Source organism: Micromonospora sp. NPDC049048, from assembly GCF_043197615.1.
In the GTDB taxonomy this organism is placed as follows: Bacteria; Actinomycetota; Actinomycetes; order Mycobacteriales; family Micromonosporaceae; genus Micromonospora.
In genome coordinates this window covers 207,685-223,963 of sequence record NZ_JBICTM010000010.1, presented here as the reverse complement: position 1 = coordinate 223,963, position 16,279 = coordinate 207,685, and the positions used below count along the sequence as shown (strand labels likewise).

The 16,279-nt window shown below is 75.8% G+C and carries 14 protein-coding genes and 1 pseudogene; 7 read left to right on the top strand and 8 right to left on the bottom strand.

Annotated elements, in window-relative coordinates:
• The first annotated feature begins 232 nt into the window (after nt 1–232).
• From lnt to ACGFIG_RS27805, 3 genes are all read left to right on the top strand, one after another.
• Nucleotides 233–1,879 carry an apolipoprotein N-acyltransferase gene (lnt, locus tag ACGFIG_RS27815; RefSeq protein WP_393007813.1) on the top strand — a complete coding sequence of 549 codons (1,647 nt, stop codon included), beginning with the start codon at nt 233–235 and terminating at the stop codon, nt 1,877–1,879.
• Nucleotides 1,880–1,914: 35 nt separating this feature from the next.
• Nucleotides 1,915–2,721: a polyprenol monophosphomannose synthase gene (locus ACGFIG_RS27810; RefSeq protein WP_393007811.1), complete on the top strand. Its 807-nt coding sequence runs from the start codon at nt 1,915–1,917 to the stop codon at nt 2,719–2,721.
• 84 nt (nt 2,722–2,805) lie between these two features.
• A complete protein-coding gene (locus tag ACGFIG_RS27805; protein WP_393007809.1) occupies nt 2,806–3,330 on the top strand; it encodes an FxsA family protein in 525 nt (174 codons plus the stop codon).
• A 58-nt stretch (nt 3,331–3,388) separates the two neighbouring features.
• On the opposite strand, the gene ACGFIG_RS27800 is transcribed toward ACGFIG_RS27805, so the two are convergent.
• From ACGFIG_RS27800 to ACGFIG_RS27785, 4 genes are all read right to left on the bottom strand, one after another.
• A complete protein-coding gene (locus ACGFIG_RS27800) occupies nt 3,389–3,730 on the bottom strand; it encodes an RNA polymerase-binding protein RbpA (RefSeq protein WP_007460094.1) in 342 nt (113 codons plus the stop codon).
• Nucleotides 3,731–4,016: 286 nt separating this feature from the next.
• Nucleotides 4,017–4,607: a pyridoxamine 5'-phosphate oxidase family protein gene (locus tag ACGFIG_RS27795; RefSeq protein WP_393007807.1), complete on the bottom strand. Its 591-nt coding sequence runs from the start codon at nt 4,605–4,607 to the stop codon at nt 4,017–4,019.
• Between the two features lie 46 nt (nt 4,608–4,653).
• Nucleotides 4,654–5,742: a winged helix DNA-binding domain-containing protein gene (locus tag ACGFIG_RS27790; RefSeq protein WP_393007805.1), complete on the bottom strand. Its 1,089-nt coding sequence runs from the start codon at nt 5,740–5,742 to the stop codon at nt 4,654–4,656.
• Nucleotides 5,743–5,820: 78 nt separating this feature from the next.
• Entirely contained in the window at nt 5,821–6,399 is a 579-nt protein-coding gene (locus tag ACGFIG_RS27785) for a DinB family protein (RefSeq protein WP_393007803.1), read from the bottom strand.
• A gap of 91 nt (nt 6,400–6,490) precedes the next feature.
• On the opposite strand from ACGFIG_RS27785, the gene ACGFIG_RS27780 reads away from it, so the two are divergent.
• Nucleotides 6,491–7,543, top strand: coding sequence for a helix-turn-helix transcriptional regulator (locus ACGFIG_RS27780; protein ID WP_393007802.1), 1,053 nt, complete (start codon nt 6,491–6,493; stop codon nt 7,541–7,543).
• Here the strand turns inward: ACGFIG_RS27780 and ACGFIG_RS27775 are convergent.
• Both ACGFIG_RS27775 and ACGFIG_RS27770 read right to left on the bottom strand, forming a co-directional pair.
• Nucleotides 7,491–8,615, bottom strand: coding sequence for a hypothetical protein (locus ACGFIG_RS27775; RefSeq protein WP_393007800.1), 1,125 nt, complete (start codon nt 8,613–8,615; stop codon nt 7,491–7,493). The genes ACGFIG_RS27780 and ACGFIG_RS27775 overlap by 53 nt on opposite strands.
• A 135-nt stretch (nt 8,616–8,750) precedes the next feature.
• On the bottom strand, nt 8,751–10,097 hold the full coding sequence (locus ACGFIG_RS27770; RefSeq protein ID WP_393007798.1) for an MFS transporter: 1,347 nt from the start codon (nt 10,095–10,097) through the stop codon (nt 8,751–8,753).
• Between the two features lie 70 nt (nt 10,098–10,167).
• Here ACGFIG_RS27770 and ACGFIG_RS27765 point away from each other — a divergent pair, with 70 nt between their 5' ends.
• From ACGFIG_RS27765 to ACGFIG_RS27755, 3 genes are all read left to right on the top strand, one after another.
• Complete coding sequence (locus ACGFIG_RS27765) at nt 10,168–10,818, top strand: TetR/AcrR family transcriptional regulator (protein WP_393007796.1); 651 nt, start codon at nt 10,168–10,170, stop codon at nt 10,816–10,818.
• 61 nt (nt 10,819–10,879) lie between these two features.
• Nucleotides 10,880–12,202 carry a flavin-containing monooxygenase gene (locus ACGFIG_RS27760; RefSeq protein ID WP_393007794.1) on the top strand — a complete coding sequence of 441 codons (1,323 nt, stop codon included), beginning with the start codon at nt 10,880–10,882 and terminating at the stop codon, nt 12,200–12,202.
• Entirely contained in the window at nt 12,199–13,038 is an 840-nt protein-coding gene (locus ACGFIG_RS27755; protein WP_393007792.1) for an SDR family NAD(P)-dependent oxidoreductase, read from the top strand. Before ACGFIG_RS27760 ends, ACGFIG_RS27755 begins: the two co-directional genes overlap by 4 nt.
• 261 nt (nt 13,039–13,299) lie before the next feature.
• On the opposite strand, the pseudogene ACGFIG_RS27750 reads toward ACGFIG_RS27755, so the two are convergent.
• Together ACGFIG_RS27750 and ACGFIG_RS27745 are read right to left on the bottom strand one after the other, a co-directional pair.
• Nucleotides 13,300–15,246, bottom strand: a pseudogene (locus ACGFIG_RS27750) (glycoside hydrolase N-terminal domain-containing protein); the annotation flags it as partial.
• Nucleotides 15,243–16,271 (bottom strand): LacI family DNA-binding transcriptional regulator, encoded by a 1,029-nt coding sequence (locus tag ACGFIG_RS27745; RefSeq protein ID WP_393007790.1) that lies wholly within the window; start codon nt 16,269–16,271, stop codon nt 15,243–15,245. The gene ACGFIG_RS27745 and the pseudogene ACGFIG_RS27750, both read right to left, overlap by 4 nt.
• Between the last annotated feature and the right edge of the window lie 8 nt (nt 16,272–16,279).

Genomic DNA, 16,279 nt, shown 5'->3' with positions numbered 1-16,279 from the left:
ACAACGGCCGGGCGGGGGCAGCCAGTCCGCGTCAGGTCGGTCCGAAGGTCGGCGCAGCTCATTCTCGCCCCACCGGCCGGGAAGGGCCTGGGAGCATCGGGGCGCGGCGCGAGCCGCGCCCCGATTTGTGTCCGGGCGTCCGTCAGTGGGCTCGCGTCGTGGCGGAACCAGCCAGGTGGGGCGTCTGCCGGCCTCGACCGTGGGAACCGGGCCGCGCCTCTGATCTCGGGACGTGCCGCCGGGCGGGGCGGCGGCGTTGGGGGCGGGTAGCCTTCGGCGCGTGATCGTGGGGACTCGACCGGCACCGACCGGGGACGACAGCCGGCTGCCTACCGGGCGGGCGGGGGCGTTGCCGTTGCGGGTGGCCGCGCCGATGGCGGTGGCGGCGGGGCTGGCGTTGCTGGCGGCTTTTCCGCCGTACGGGCTGTGGCCGCTCGCGCCGGTGGGGGTGGCGTTGCTGGCCGCGGCGACGCACCGCCGTCGGGTGCGCGCCGGCGCCGGGTTGGGTTTCCTGACCGGGGTGGCGTTGTTCGCGCCGCTGTTGAGTTGGACGAACCTGCACACCGGCTACCTGCCGTGGGTGTTGCTGTCGCTGTTGCAGGCCGGCTATCTGGCGCTGCTGGGCGCGGCGGGCGCGTACGTGTCGCCGCTGGTGGACCGGGTGCGGTGGAGTTGGCCGGCGGTGACCGGGGTGTTGTGGGTGGGGCAGGAGGCGCTGCGGGACCGCACCCCGTTCGGGGGGTTCCCGTGGGGGCGGCTGGCGTTCAGCCAGGACGACTCGCCGCTGCTGCGGCTGGCCGCCTGGGGTGGGGCGCCGCTGGTGACGTTCGCGGTGGCGTTGACCGGTGGGCTGCTGGTGGCGGCGCTGTGGCGGCCGTGGGGTGGTCGGCGCCGCTGGTGGGTGCCGGTGGCCGGGTTGACCGCCGGGGCGGTCGCGGTGCCGGTGGTGGGGCTGCTGGTGCCGGTGTCGGGTGTGGGTGGCGGCGACGCGGTCACGGTGGCGATCGTGCAGGGCAACGTGCCGCGCCTCGGTCTGGACTTCAACGCCCAGCGGCAGGCGGTGCTGAACAACCACGTCGACGCGACGATCGAGCTGGCCGGGCAGGTGGCGGCGGGCGTACGGGCCCGCCCCGACCTGGTGGTGTGGCCGGAGAACTCCAGCGACATCGATCCGCTGCGCGACACCGACGCCGGGGCGCGCATCTCGCAGGCCGCCGACGCGGTGGGCGCCCCGATCCTGGTGGGTGCGGTGCTGCGGGGCCCGGGCGACGGGCAGGTCCGCAACGCGGGGATCCTGTGGCGGCCCGGTAGCGGCCCGGACCTGGCGCAGCTGTACACGAAGCGGCATCCGGTGCCGTTCGCCGAGTACGTGCCGATGCGGGATCTGGCCCGGATGGTCAGCAAGCAGGTCGACCGGGTGCGCGCCGATTTCGTGCCGGGCAGCGAGCCGGGGGTGCTGGACACCGGCACGCTCGTGCTGGGCGACGTGATCTGCTTCGAGGTCGCCTACGACGAGGTGGTGCGCGACACCGTCACGGGCGGGGCGCAGCTGCTGGTGGTGCAGACCAACAACGCCACGTTCGACGTGGCGGAGGCACGCCAGCAGTTGGCCATGGTGCGGCTGCGGGCGGTGGAGCACGGCCGGGCGGCGTTGATGGCCTCGACGGTCGGGGTGTCCGGGTTCGTTGCCCCGGACGGGCGGGTAAGCGACGCCACCGGGTTCAACACCCGAGCGGTCGTGGTGCGGCAGCTGCGGCTGGACGACGGGCGTACCGTGGCCACCCGGGTCGGGCTGTGGCCGGAGGTGGCGCTGGCGGGCCTGGCCGTGGTGGCCCTGGTGGGCGCGGCCGTGCTGCGCCGCCGGCTTCGCGCCGGGTGACGCCAGCCGGGTACGCCGGCGGAGGGGGAGCGACGGTGGGCGAGGCGAGCGGCACCCGAGCGGACACCGGTGCGCCGGGGGTGGGTCGGGTGCTCGTGGTGATTCCGACCTACAACGAGGCCGACAACGTGGCGCAGATCGTGGCACGGGTGCGGCGGGCGGCGCCCGGGGTGGAGATCCTGGTCGCCGACGACAACAGCCCCGACGGCACCGGTGCGCTCGCTGAGGCGCTGGCCGGCGCGGACGGTCGGGTGCATGTGCTGCACCGCGAGGGCAAGCAGGGCCTCGGCGCCGCCTATCTGGCGGGGTTCGCGTGGGCACGCGAGCGGGGCTTCGACGCGGTGGTGGAAATGGACGCCGACGGTTCACACGCCCCGGAGGACCTACCCGCGCTGCTGTCGGCGGCCCGCGACGCCGACGTGGTGATCGGGTCGCGGTGGACCCGCGGGGCGCGGGTGCTGAACTGGCCGCTGCGGCGGCTGCTGCTGTCGCGCTGCGCCAACCTGTACGCGCGCCTGGCGTTGGGCATGCCACTGTCGGACGCCACGGGCGGCTACCGGGTGTACCGGCTGGCGGCTCTGGGCTGCATCGACCTGGAGTCGGTGTGTTCGCAGGGCTACTCGTTCCAGGTGGAGCTGTCCCGGCTGGTGCACCGGTCGGGGGCGCGCATCGTCGAGGTGCCGATCACGTTCGCCGAGCGGGAGCGCGGCAGCAGCAAGATGAGTCCGCTGATCGTGGCGGAGGCGCTGTGGCGGATTACCGCGTGGGGGGTGCAGGACCGGCGGTTGGCGTTGCGGCGGGGCCTGCACGGTACCGCCAGCGGGCAGGTCCGGTGGCCCTGAGCGGCGGCGTGTCATGCTGGACGGGGCGCCGGCGCCCGCGCGGGTGTCCCGTGCCGGGGCGCCGCGGATGGTGAGTGGGGTGAGATGCGCCGAGGACTGAGGTTTGTGCCGTTGGCCCTGTTGGCGGCGGTGCTGCTGGAGCTGGTGGTGTTCGTCGCGGTGGGGCGGGCGATCGGGTTCGGTTCGGCACTGCTGGTGGTGTTCGCGTTGTCGCTGCTGGGGCTGGTGCTGCTGCGGCGCGAGGGCATGCGCGCCTGGCGTGGCTTCAAGGTCTCCGCGCAGGCCGGGCAGCCGCCGGGCCGGCAGGTCACCGACGGTCTCGTCGGGCTGCTGGGTGCGTTGCTGCTGGCGTTGCCGGGCCTGCTCAGCGGCCTGGTGGGGATGTTGTTGCTGGTGCCGCCGGTGCGCCGGTTGGCCCGTCACGGGGTGCAGCGGGCGGCGGAGCGGCGGGTGTCGTCGATGGTGGCCGGTGACCTGTTCGGGCCGCGGCGGGTGCGGGTGCGTCGGGGTGCGCCGCAGCCGGCTGACACGTCGCCGCCGGCCGAGCCGACCGTCGTCGACGGGGGTCGGGCCATCGAGGGTGAGATCGTCGAGCCCGGCCGGAACTGACCTGTACGCGACGGCGCCCCGGAAGCGATGCTTCCGGGGCGCCGTTTCACGTTGTGGTTCAGGCGCGGCCGCGGCGGGTGCGGACCTCCTGCAGCCGCTCGGCGAGGATGTCCTCCAGTTCGGCGATGGAACGCCGCTCCAGCAGCATGTCCCAGTGGGTGCGCGGCGGCTTGGCCTTCTTCTGCTCCGGCTCGTTGCCGTCGACCAGCCGGGCCACGCTGCCGTCGAACTTGCATTCCCAGGTCGTGGGGACCTCGGCGTCGACGGCGAACGGGACCTCGAACTGGTGGCCCTTGGCGCAGAGGTACTCGCGGGTCTGGCGCGGCGCGAGCTCCGTGTTGCGGTCGGATTCGTAGCTGACCGCGCCCAGACGGCTTCCGCGCAGCATACGCTCGCCCATGATCGACTTCCCCTCGTTCGTGGTGCTGGTGTACTCGGTGTAACGGTCCGTTCCCGCCGGGCCATTCCCCACCCGGATGCCCGGGCGAGCCTGGACAAGGGTAGCCGGCCGTGCCAGCCGTCCGGCGGGGTCGGCCTGTGCCGGGTGGGGCTGGTGCGGTGTTTGCGCTGCCAACGGCGATGGTAGCCGCCCGCTGCCGCCCCGTCCGCGACGGCCGGGCTGGCGCGCCGCCCACAGGTCGCGGGCTCCCGCGCGACGCAGGAGCCACCCAGCTGGCGCGGCCGGCTCAGGTCGCCGGGGTCGGCGGCAGCGGCAGTGGCAGGCCCGGCAGCCCGTCGATGCTGCGCGCCACGTGCTCCTTGCCGGCGAAGTAGTCACTCAGCGACGCGTCGTCCTCCCGGGCGAACCGCCTGGCGTGCAGGTCACGGTCGGTGTCGTAGGTCATGAACGGCACCGCGTAGCCGCACGTGTCGCGGATCAGGTCGGCGCGTACGACGATGATCGCCCGCAGGCCGTGCACGGTGGTGTCGATGTCCGGGAAGTGGCCCGCCAACTCTGCCCAGCGGGGGTCGTCACGGAAGACGGGTTCGCCGTGCCCGTGTACCCGCACGATGTTCGGCGGGCCGGCGAAGGCACACCACATGAGCGTGATGCGGCCGTTCTCCCGCAGGTGGGCGATCGTCTCGGCGTTGCTGCCCGCGAAGTCCAGGTAGGCCACGGTGTGCGTGTCGAGGACCGCCCACGAGCCGCGCAGCCCCTTGGGCGACAGGTTGATGGTGCCGTCACCGGACAGCGGGGCCGTGGCGGTGAAGAACATCGGCTGGTCCTCGATGAAGCTGCGTAGCCTGCCCTCGATGCGTTCGTATGTCTTTCCCACCCCCGCATCATGACCCGTCGGTGCCCGCCCGGCTGTCCCGCGATGCTCAGTGCGCGGCGACGCGTATCCGGTCGCCGTCGCCGAGCAGGGCCGCCACCGCCTGCCCCTGCTCGGTCACGGCGACGCGTTCGGCCCGGGAGAGGCGGCGCAGCGGGGTGACGGTCACGGTGTCGGCCGGGACGCTCCACGTCGCGGCGACCCGACCGTCGACCAGCACGACGCGCTCCCCGGCGACCGACAGGCCCCGGTGGGCGTCGTCGACGATGCGGCTGCGGTCGTCGTAGCCGAGCAGCGCGTTGTCGAACGCCGGCAGGAACCGTACCGGCGCGGGTGTGTCGCCGTCGGGGCGCGGTGCGTCGGGCAGGTCCCACAGCCGCCGCCCGCGTTCGTCGCGGAAGACGACCAGTTCGTCGCGGATCGCGGCCACCGCGGCCGGCAGGCCGGCGAGACCGCTCCAGGCGCGCAGGTCGGCCGTCGAGGCCGGACCGAACGCGGCAAGGTAGCGCCGCACCAGCGCCTCGCCGACCGGGTCGCGGCCCGGCGGGGCCGGCGGGTCGATCTCGCGGCCCAGCCAGGACGACAGCAGCGTGGTGCGTACGCCCGCCGTCGTGCGCCACAGGCCGCGCGGCGGCAGCTGCACCACCGGGACGAGGGCGGCGAGCAGCATCTCGCCCAGCGCCCTCGGGCCCGGCGCCGGCCACCGTCCGGCGAGGGCCCGCGCGAGCCCGGTCATCGAGCGGGGCTCGCCGTCGGCCAGCACTTCCCGGCCCGCCGCGGCGAGTTCGTCGAGGTCCACGCCGGCGAGTTCGCGACGGTAGACCCCGAGTACCCGCTGGCGCAGCATGCTGTCGTGGCGGGCCCGCCAGGCCAGTGCGTCGTCGGCGGTGACGAGGTGCACGGTGCGGCGCATGAGGTGCATCCGCACCACGCCGCGGCCGGTCAGCAGGTCCGACAGCCCCGCCGGGTCGAACGCGCGCACCCGGGACCAGAGGCCGACGAACGGCTCCTGCGGTTCCTGCGCCTGCAGGCCGCACAGGTGCGCGACGGCGTCGAGGACCGGCACGTCGGCGCGTTCGAGCAGCAACTGCCGGGCGAGCGTGGCGCGGTTGAGCGCGCGGGTGTCGAGGACGGTCATCGGCGTACGGCCTTCCCTGCTGCACGGGGTACGGGAGACGGGCCCCGGCGCGTGTTCGGGACGCCGGGGCCCGGGCGCTCAGGTGGACCGCTGCCCGTCGAGGCTCTCGCGCAGGATGTCGGCGTGCCCGGCGTGCTGGGCGGTCTCGGCGATGACGTGCATCAGCACCCCCCGCACGCTGAGCACCGCCGTCGCGTCGTGCCACGGCGCCGGCGGCAGCGGATGCGTCGCCGACATGTCGGCCACGGCCGCGACGGTCTCCTCGGTGCGGGTGGCGACCTGCGCGTAGTGGGCGAGGATTCCGGACAGGGTCTCGCCGGGCAGCATCCGGAACCCGGCCTCGTGCTCGACGAGCCACTGCGGCACCTCGGAGGCCGTGCCGGCCGTGATGTCGGCCCAGGTGACCCCGTCGGGCAGGGCGAAGGACATGGCCGAGGGGCCCTCGACCACGAAGCGCAGCCACGCCTGCTCCATGGCCGCGACGTGCTTGATCAGCCCGCCCAGGCACAGCGTGCTGACCGTCGGGCGCTGGCCGATCTGCTCGTCGGTGAGGCCGTGGACGGTGCCGGTCAGGGTGGTTCGGGCGGTCGCGAGCGCGGCGAGCAGGTCGGCCCGCTCGGGGTCGAGGGTCGTCGGGGGCGTGGCGGTGTCGGTCATCGGGTCCTTCTTGTCGTCGTCGGTCGGACGGGAGCTACGTTCGCAGCCGAAGCGGACAGGATGTGTCCTCTTCTGCGGGCACCATGGGGGAATGCCGAAAACTTCCGCGCGCCTGCTGGCGTTGCTGTCGCTGCTGCAGGCACGCCGGGACTGGCCGGGCGCGCTGCTGGCCGCGCGGCTGGCCGTGAGCGCGCGTACCGTACGGCGCGACGTCGAGCGGCTGCGCGAGCTCGGTTACCCCATCGCGGCTCTCAAGGGACCCGACGGTGGCTACCGCCTCGCCGCCGGCACGCAGTTGCCGCCGCTGCTGTTCGACGACGAGCAGGCCGTCGCCCTGGCCATCGCGTTGCAGAGCGCCACCACCGCCGGCGTCGGCATCGAGGAGGCCGCGGCGCGCGCACTGCACACGGTCCGGCAGGTCATGCCCGCCCGGCTGCGCCACCGCATCGACATCCTGCGGGTCACCGCCGTCGAGCGGTCCCCGACGCGGGCGGACCGGCAGGTCGACAGCGGTGTGCTCATGGCGCTCGGCGCCGCCGTGCACGCCCGCGAGGTGCTGCGCTTCGACTACACGGCCGTGACCCCGCGGCAGGTCGACGACGACGGTGGGCCGCGCGCGCCGCGTCGGGTGCAGCCGCACCACCTCGTCACGTGGGGCGGACGCTGGTACCTCGTGGCGTGGGACCTCGACCGCGGGGACTGGCGCACCTTCCGCGCCGACCGGATCCGTCCGCGTACCCCCACCGGGCCTCGGTTCACCCCGCGTGAGCTGCCCGAGGGTGACGTGGCCGCCTTCGTGACCAGCCGGTTCCGGGGCTACCAGGACTCCGGTGACTGGCCCTGCCGCGGGGAGGTGATCCTCGACCTGCCGGCCGCGGTGGTGTCCGGGTACCTGCACGACGCGCTCGTCGAGGAACTCGGCCCGCGCCGCTGCCGGCTCGTGCTGGGCTCGTGGTCGTGGATCGGTTTGGCCGCCACCCTCGGCCGCTTCGACGCCGACATCGAGGTCGTCGGCCCACCCGAGCTCAGGGACGCCTTCGCGCGACTGGCCTACCGCTACACGGCCACCGCGGGCGGGTCGACCGGCCCGTTCAGCCGGCCGGGCGGGAGCCCAGGTGGGCCAGGGCAGCGGCGAGGTTGCTGACCTGCTCGGCGAGCTGGGCCGCCCGCCGTTGCGCCTCGTCGCGGTCGGTTTCGGCGGCGCGCAGCCGTACGGTCAGCTCGGCGGCGCGGCCCTCGGCGGCGCTCGCGGCCTCGCGTGTGGTGGCCAGGTCGGCGCGCAGCGTGTCGTGCCGACCGGTGAGGGCGACGAGTTCCGTGCGGGCCTGCTCGGCGGTGGCCTCGGCCTGCCGTCGGGCGGCCTCGGCGTCGCGGTGGGCGGCTTCGGCGCGTTGCCGGGCCGCGTCGGACTCGGCGGCGGCCGTGCGGGCGGCGTCGGCTTCGGCGCGGGCCCGCTCGGCACGCTCGCGGGCCTGTTCGGCTTCGGCGTGCAGGCGCTGCGCGCGTTCGAGGGCCTCGGTGGCGGCGCGGGTCGCCCGGTCGGCGTCGGCGCGGGCGGCGTCGCGTTCCGCGGTGAGTTCGGTGCCGCGGCGGCGCTCGGCGTCCGCCTCGGCACGCAGCGTACGCAGCTCGTGGCGGGCCGTGTCGCGGTCGCGTTCGGCCTGGGTGCGCAGGGCGTCGGCGGCGCTGGCCTGCCGGCGGGCGTCGTCACGGGCGGCCTCGGCCCGGTCGGCGCGTTCGAGCGCCTCGGCGGCCCGCTCGGCGGCGCGCCGGGCCTCGTCGTGGGCCGCGTCGCGTTCGGCGGCGGCGGCGCGGGCCTCCTCGCGGGCCCGGACGGCCGTCGCGGCGGCGTCCTCGGCGTCGTGGCGGGCCTCGTCGCGTTCGGTCTGTGCCGCCGCGACCTGCGTGGCCGCGTCGGCGCGGGCCTGGGCGAGCTGGCGTTCCACGCCGACCGGGGACAGTTCGGCGTGCAGGGCGTCGGCGAGGGTCTGCGCGACCTGTTCCAGCCGGTCCACCGCCTCCCAGGTGCGGGCCACCTGACCGGGCAGGCCGGGCGCGTTGCGGTGGCGCATCCGGCTGTTGCGTGAGGCCCGCTGGCAGGCGCCGTCGTTGTCGCGGCAGTAGCGGAACGGGCGGCCGGCGCCGACGCGCTGCGGCACCTGGCGTCCGCAGTGGGCGCAGGGTCGGGTTTCGGCGGGGGTGGGCTCGGCGTCCATCGAGGGCGCAGTCTACTGCCGGCCCGGGCGGTCACCGGGCGCAGCGCCCGACCGGATCACCCTCGCCGCGGTCCCACCGCGCCGCGCATCCGCCAGGCGGGGGCCGCGTGCGCGTGGCCCCTCGGGGCCCGTGGCTCAGTCGGCCGTGCGGGCCGTACGGTCCAGGGTGTAGCGGCGTTGCAGCAGCAGCGCGACGAGCATCGCCGCCGCGGGCAGCAGCCCGAAGCCCCAACGGATCGCGTCCAGCGCGCCGTCGGGCTGGACGACGCTGGCGCCCGCGGTGGAGGCGACGAACCCGCCCGCCGCCAGGCACAGCGAGTACGCCCACGGGCCCAGCGCCGCGCCGGTCGCCTCGGTGGCCGTCCAGACCCCGGTGTACGTGCCGGCCGCGCCGCCGCTGGCACGGATGACGTCGGGCACCATCGAGAACGGCAGCAACTGCATGCCGGCGAACGCGACGCCGAGCACCGCCACGGCCGCCACCAGCACGGGCAGCCCCGCCGGACGGCCGACGGCGAGCACCAGCGAGCCGGCCGCGAAGGCCGCCTGCGCGCCCAGCAGCGCCCGCTGCTTGCCGACCCGGCGGGCGAGGGTCAGCCAGGCCGGGGTGACCAGCAGCGCCGGCGCGACGAACGCCGCCACGAGCACGGTGGTCAGGGCGGGGCGGCCCAGCTCGTACTCGGCGTAGTAGGGCACGCCGGCCAGGACCAGGTGGGTGGTGGTGGACATGGCCAGGTACGCGGTGACCAGCCACCGGAACTGCCGGTCGCGCAGCGCCACGACGAGTTCCCGCCAGCCGCCGCCGTGCGGTGCGGTCGTCGCGGCGGCGGCCCGGCGCAGCCGGGTGATGCCGGCCACCCCGACCAGCATGGCGGCCAGCATCCCGACGGCCAGCAGCACACCCATGCGCTGGTAGCCGCCCCGGGTGGCCTCCTGCCCGCCGGCCAGCAGGGGCGCCAGCAGCCCGGAGACGAGGATGCCGAGGGTCAGCACCACCATCCGGAACGCCATCAGGCGGGTCCGCTCGTGGTAGCCGATCCGCAGGTCGGCGGGGGTGGCCAGGTAGGGCACCTGGTAGGCGGCGAACAGCAGGTTGCCGGCGACGAAGGCGAGCGCCACCCAGGCGGCGGCCGGTGCGCCGGTGAGTCCGCCGGGCACGGCGAACAGGGCGGCGAAGGCGAGCGGCAGGGCGCAGCCGATCAGCAGCAGGCGGCGCCGGTCGCCCCGGCGTGCCTGTTCGACGTCGCAGCGGTGCCCGACCCACGGGTGCAGCAGCACGTCGGCGACCTTCGGCAGCAGCAGCGCCAGGCCGGCCAGCCAGGGCGCGACGGCGAGCACGTCGGTGAGGAAGTAGAGCAGCAACAGCCCGGGGACCGTCACCCAGACGCCCATGCCGAGCGAGCCCGTGGCGAAACCGAGCAACGGTCCACGGGGCAGCGCGGCGGTGTCCGTACCGGCCTGCTGCTGGTCGAGCCCGGTCATGGCGGCCTCCTCGGCGGGCACGCCGCCCGCAATCCAACGGATGCTGGATTGTAGGGGCAGAATGGCGGTCATGACCATGCCCCGTCGCAGACCCGGGCGGCCCCGCCGCGAGGAGAGCCGCGCCACGCGGGAGGTGGTGCTCACGGCGGCGACCGCGTTGTTCGCCCGCCGCGGCTTCGACGCCGTCGGGCTGCGGGAGGTTGCGGCGGCCGCCGGCGTGGACGTCGCCACGGTCTCGCACCACACGGGTACGAAGGCGCAGCTCTACGACGCCTGCTTCGCCCGGGTCTTCGACGCCGAACGCGAGGTGCTCGAGGCGGCTGCCGGGCGGGCCCGGCAGGCCCTGGCCAGCGGGCCGAGCGAGGTGCGGCGTGCGCTGCACGACCTGGTGGACGTGTTCGTGGACTTCCTGGAGGACCGGCCGGAGACCACGGCGTTGTGGCTGCGCCGCTGGTTGGAGCCGCAGCGGCATGCCGAGCTCGACGAGCGGTACGCGGCCCCGCTGTACCGGCTCGTCGCCGACCTGCTCGGTGCCGCCGCGGCGGCCGGGGCGCTGGTCGAGCCGGCGCCGTACGTGACGGTGCGCAGCCTGGTGTGGGCGGTGCACGGGCACGTGGTGGCGCTGGCCGCCGGCGACGGGTCGCAGGCGCGGCAGCGGCGGGAGTTCCGCGCCTTCGTGCACCGCCTCCTCGACGGGCTCTACGGGCCGGCGACGTCTTGACGTGCCGCCGACACCGGACCATTATCCAACAGACGTTGGATTTAGTGGGAAGGAGTCGGCGATGGGCGCACAGCCGACCGTGGCGGTCATCGGCGCGGGCGCGGCCGGACTGGCCACCCTCAAGGCACTCGCCGACGTCGGCGTGCCCGCCGTCTGCTTCGAGGCCGCCGACCGGGTCGGCGGCCTCTGGGTGTACGGGGCGGCCGGCTCGCCCGCGTACCGGACCCTGCACCTGAACACCAGCAAGGGGCGCACCGAGTTCGCCGAGCACCCGATGCCGGCGCACTGGCCCGACTACCCCGACCACACCCGCGTCGCCGGCTGGCTGAACGACTACGCCGACCGCTTCGGCCTGCACGACGCGGTGCGGCTGCGGCACACCGTCGACCGGGTCGCCGCAGCCGACGGCCGCTGGACGGTGCACGCCGACGGGCCCGACGGCGACGTCGAGGTCACCGTCGACGCCGTCGTCGTCGCCAACGGCCACAACCGGGTGCCGAAGCCGCCCAGCCCCGCCGTCCCGGGCGACTGCACCGCCAAGCAGATGCACAGCCACGCCTACCGGGGCCCCGAACAGCTCGCCGGCCGCCGGGTCCTGGTCGTCGGCGGCGGCAACTCCGCGATGGACATCGCCGTGGACGCCTCGTACGCGGCCGAGCGCACCCTGCTGTCGCTGCGCCGGGGCGTCTGGGTGGTGCCGAAGCACCTGCTGGGCCGCCCGTCGGACACCCTCAACGGCGCCTTGGCCCGCCGCCTGCCGTGGCGGCTGCGTCAGCGCATCACCCAGCGGCTGCTCGCCGCGACCGTCGGCCCACCCACCCGCTACGGCCTGCCCGCCCCCGCCCACGGCTTCCTCCAGGACCACCCGACCCTGTCCGACGGGCTGCTGTCGCGGCTGAGCCACGGCGAGATCGAGCCCCGCGGCGGCATCGCCGCCTTCGACGGCGACCGCGTCACCTTCACCGACGGCCGCGTCGACGAGGTCGACCTGGTCATCTGGTGCACCGGCTACCGGGTGGAGATCCCCTTCCTCGACCCCGCCCTGCTCGGCGACGGGGCGGACACCCTGCCGCTGTACCGGCACGTGTTCCACCTCGACGCGCCCGGGTTGGCGTTCGTCGGGCTGATGCAGTCCACCGGCGCCGCGTTCCCGCTGGTCGAGGCGCAGGCCAAGCTGGTCGCGGCGCAGCTGTCCGGCCGCTACGCCCTGCCCGCGCCGCAGGCGCAGCGCGCCGCCTGCCGGGCCGAGCTTCGGGCCGCCACCGCCCGCTGGGGGCAGCGCCGGCCCGCGATGCGGGTGGACTTCGACGCGTACCTGGCCGAACTGGGCCGGGAACTGGCCGCCGGCACCCGCCGCGCCCGCGCCACCGGAGCCGCGGCATGAGCGGGCTCACGGGCCGCCGGGTGCTCGTCACCGGGGCCAGCGGCACCTTCGGACGACAGCTCTGCGCCGCGTTCACCGCCGCCGGGGCGCGGGTCGTCGGCGTCGACCGCCAGGCCGGCACCGTCGACGTCGAGGGCCAGCAGGGCGTGCCGGTGCTCGGCTGCGACCTGACCGACCCCACCGCCGTACCGGCCACCGTCGCCGCCGCCGTGCAGCGCCTCGGCGGGCTGGACCTGCTGGTCAACAACGCCGGCGTCGGCGGCCCCGCCCCGGCTGAGCTGGCGCCGGACGAGGTGGTGCGCCAGCAGCTGGAGGTGAACCTGCTCGCCGCCTGGCGCACCACCGCCGCCGCGCTGCCCGCCCTGGAGGCCGCCCGCGGGCGGGTGGTCTTCGTCGCCAGCCGGATGGCCCTGCTGCCGCTGCCCCTGGCCGCCGCGTACGGCGTCAGCAAGCGGGCCCTGGTCGCCTACGCCGACGCGCTGCGCCACGAGGTGGGCACCCACGTCGGGGTGAGCGTCGTCTACCCCAGCATGGTCGCCTCCCCGATCCACGACAGCACCGCCGAGGCCGGCCTGTCCCTGCGCGGGGTGTCACGCCCCGAACCCGTGGAGGGGGTCGTCGCGGCGATCCTGCGCGCCGCCACCGCCCGGCGGGCACCCCGCGACGTCGCCACGACCCGGCGGGGCCGCCTCGAGCTGGCCCTCGCCCGGCACGCGCCGGCGCTGGCCGACCGGTTCGTGCGCCGTACCGTCGCCACCCGCGTCGCCGCCGGGGACCTGGACGCCGCGCCGCTGGCCGCCGGGATGCTGCGCCGGCACCGCGACAGCACCGGCTGACCCGACCGCGCCGAAGGTCACCTCGAGCGGCGTCGCCGCCGCCAGGTCCACCTCCCGCTGCCCGTACGGGCTGCGTACGCGCAGCCGCTGCGCGACGGGCGAGACCAGGCGGGCCCGCACCCGCCCGGGCGCCCAGGACAGTTCCTCGACGCCGACGCGTCCCCGGCAGGCCACCCCGCGCAGCACCCCCGTGCCCAGGCCGGGCAGCGGGGCCGGCAGCAGCCGCAGCAGCCCGGGGCGCGACTGCACCAGCGACTCGATCAGCACCGCCGGCAGGGCGTGCGCGGCGTCGGCGTTGTACGTCACCAGGCCCGGGTTGTGCGCGCTCATCAGGGACCGGAAGAACATGTCGTTGCCGACGATCTTCCGCAGGTTCGCGGCGGTCAGCGCGCCGTCGTGCAGGCGGGCGGCGGCCAGCGCCCGGTGCAGGCTGCCGTGCGCCGACAGGTTCTCGTCGCCGCGCAGCGTCAACGCGCGGTGCGCGGCCCGTGCCAGCTCGGGGGTGTCGTCCGGGTCGATCTCGTCCAGCGGCCACACGGGGTAGAGGTGGCTGACGTGCCGGTGCTCGTCGTCGCCGTGGTAGCCGGGCCAGGCCCACTCGGCCAGCGCCCCACGCCCGTCGACCCGGTAGGCGGGCAGCCGCGCGAGCAGCCCCGCCCACCGGTCGACGCCGGTCACCTCGGCGGCGGTCCGCAGGGCGTGCCGGGCGGCGGCGATGTCCATGGTGGCGTTCACGGCCACGTGCACCGCCCGCCCCCGCTCGTCGTACGGGCCGGTCTCCGCCGAGTACGACGGCACGACCACCACCTGGCCCGTGTCGTCGGTGACGGTGAGGACGTCCGCGAAGAAGTCCGCCACCTCCGCCAGCCAGCCGACCACCTCGCCCAGCGGTTCCCCGGTGACCAGGTGCTGCTCGTACAGCGGGTGCAGCAGCCAGTGCGCGCCGGGCAGCCACGCCGCGAACGGCCAGTCCTCGTGCAGGTGGAACAGGTGCCCGTGTTCGCCGTCGGTGCGGCTGGGCGCCAGCAGGCCCCGGGCCCCGTAGATCGCCCGCGCGTTGCGCCGCCAGTCGTCGACCTGGCCGCGTACCAGGTTGGCGTGGGCGGCGACGACCTCCGGCAGGGCGCCGACGTTCGCGCCGGCCAGTTGCAGGTTCAGGTTGGCGTCGGTGGTGAAGTCGCCCGCCCAGGCCGCGTCCCACGAGCCGAGCCACAGCCCGGTCAGCCGGGGCGGCAGCACCCCGCTGGAGCTGAGCAGCAGGTACCGCCCGGCGTGGAACAGCCGCTCCAGCAGCGCCGGTTGCAGCGTGCCCGGGTCGGCGTCCTGCGCGGCGATCAGCTCACCCACGGGCAGGTCCCGCTGCGCGTCCGGCACCCGCAGGTCCAGGCTCACCCGCCCGTAGGCGCGCCCGTGCGGCGCGACGTGCCGGGCCAGCAGGGTCTCGTAGTCGACCCCGGCGTGGGCGGCCAGCCGATCCTCCAGCTCGCCGGTGCGCCACGGCGGGGCATCGGGCCGGTCCAGCACCGTGGCCAGCAGCGCCGGGCCGCGTACCACCACCCGGTCGCCGACGACCGCCACGTCGCCGTGCAGCAGGGTGAGCCCCTCGAAGCCGTACGCGCCACCCGCGTCGGGGTAGCGGCCCCGCACCCGCAGGAACACCAGATCACCCCGGCGGTACGCGGCGACGGTGTAGCGCACCGACTCCGGCCGGCCCGGCAGGTCCCCGGTGACGCCCACCGCGCAGGTGCCCGCGTCGACGTGGGTGAGCACCAGCGCGTCGGCGCGGGACACGAACGAGCGTCGGCGTCCGCCCGTCCACTCGACGACGACCTCTCCGGTGCCGAACTCGGTACGCCGCCGGTAGCCGTCGACCGGGCCGGGGTCGACGGCGTCGATGGTGAGGGCGAAGCCGGGGTGGAACGACTGTGTCCAGCGCAGCACCCCGTCGCCGGCGAGCAGCCGGCTGGCCTCCGCCCGTCGGCCGGCGAGGATCAGCTCGCGGATGCGCGGCAGCAGGGCGGCCAGCTCGGGCGGGCGGGCGTCGCGGGTGCCGTTGGGCAGGACGAAGCGGTGGTGGTTGACGACGATGCGTTCGGCGTGCGGCCGGCCGTACACCATGATCCCGGCCTCGCCGTTGCCGGCCAGGAACGCGTCCTCCCAGCGCGCGGCGGGGGCGGTGTCGACGATGCGGTGCGCGGCGGACGTCACCGGCCGGCCCTCGCCGTCGGGGCGGGGGCGGCGGTGCTGTCGCGTACCGTCAACCGGGGCGGCAGCAGGGTGACCTCCGGCGTCGCCTCGCCGTCGAGCCTGCCCATCAGCAGCGACACGGCCCGCGTGCCGATCTCCTCGGCGGGCACCGGCACGGCGGTCAGCATCGGGTGGGCCTGCTCGGCGAAGCGGTCCGGGCAGACGGCGACCACCGACACGTCCCGCGGCACCCGCCGGCCCAGGGCGGGCAGCGTGGCCAGCACCGGATCGACGGCGGCCTCGTTCTGCACGATCAGCCCCGACACGTCGGGGTGGTGTCCCAGCAGGTCGGTGAGGGCCCGGCGGACGGCCACCGCGCCCTCCTCGCAGGGCAGCGTCACCGCGTCGACGCCGTGCGCGGCGGCGGCCTCGCGTACGCCGGCGCGGGTGCGGTGCGCGAAGCCGGTGCCCCGGTCGTAGACGGCGGCGGGCGCGCCGAGCAACGCCACCCGCCGGTGCCCCAGCCCGGCCAGGTGCGCGACGCAGGCCCACCCGGCCCGGTGGAAGTCCAGGTCCACGCAGGTCAGGCCGGTGGTGTCGGCGGGCAGCCCGATGAGCACGCTGGGCCGGGCCAGCCCTCGCAGCAGCGGCACCCGGGGATCGTCCAGCTCCACGTCCATGACCAGCACACCGTCGACCAGGGCGGTGGCGGCGACACGCCGCAGCCCCGCGGGCCCCTCGTCGGAGGTGACCAGCAGGACGTCGTGGTCGAAGCGGCGGGCGGTGGTGACCACGGCCATGGCGAACTGCATCACCACGGGCACCTGCATGCCGGCGCGCAGCGGCAGGACCAGCGCGATCACGTTGGCCCGCCGGCTGGCCAGGGCCCGCGCGCCGGCGTGCGGGTGGTAGCCGAGCAGCCGGACGCTGGCCAGCACCCGGTTGCGGGTGACCTCGGTGATGGCGCGCTTGCCGCTGAGGACGTACGACACGGTGCTCACCGCGACCCCGGCGTGCCGGGCGACGTCGGCGATGGTGGGCTGCACCGGTCGTC

Bases quoted from the DNA above. Each gene is read 5' to 3' on its own strand.
- ACGFIG_RS27805 (WP_393007809.1), top strand. From the start codon at position 2,806: ATGCGCCGAGGACTGAGGTTTGTGCCGTTGGCCCTGTTGGCGGCGGTG.
- ACGFIG_RS27800 (WP_007460094.1), bottom strand. From the start codon at position 3,730: ATGGGCGAGCGTATGCTGCGCGGAAGCCGTCTGGGCGCGGTCAGCTAC.
- ACGFIG_RS27790 (WP_393007805.1), bottom strand. From the start codon at position 5,742: ATGACCGTCCTCGACACCCGCGCGCTCAACCGCGCCACGCTCGCCCGG.
- ACGFIG_RS27785 (WP_393007803.1), bottom strand. From the start codon at position 6,399: ATGACCGACACCGCCACGCCCCCGACGACCCTCGACCCCGAGCGGGCC.
- ACGFIG_RS27780 (WP_393007802.1), top strand. From the start codon at position 6,491: ATGCCGAAAACTTCCGCGCGCCTGCTGGCGTTGCTGTCGCTGCTGCAG.
- ACGFIG_RS27775 (WP_393007800.1), bottom strand. From the start codon at position 8,615: ATGGACGCCGAGCCCACCCCCGCCGAAACCCGACCCTGCGCCCACTGC.
- ACGFIG_RS27770 (WP_393007798.1), bottom strand. From the start codon at position 10,097: ATGACCGGGCTCGACCAGCAGCAGGCCGGTACGGACACCGCCGCGCTG.
- ACGFIG_RS27765 (WP_393007796.1), top strand. From the start codon at position 10,168: ATGACCATGCCCCGTCGCAGACCCGGGCGGCCCCGCCGCGAGGAGAGC.
- ACGFIG_RS27760 (WP_393007794.1), top strand. From the start codon at position 10,880: ATGGGCGCACAGCCGACCGTGGCGGTCATCGGCGCGGGCGCGGCCGGA.
- ACGFIG_RS27755 (WP_393007792.1), top strand. From the start codon at position 12,199: ATGAGCGGGCTCACGGGCCGCCGGGTGCTCGTCACCGGGGCCAGCGGC.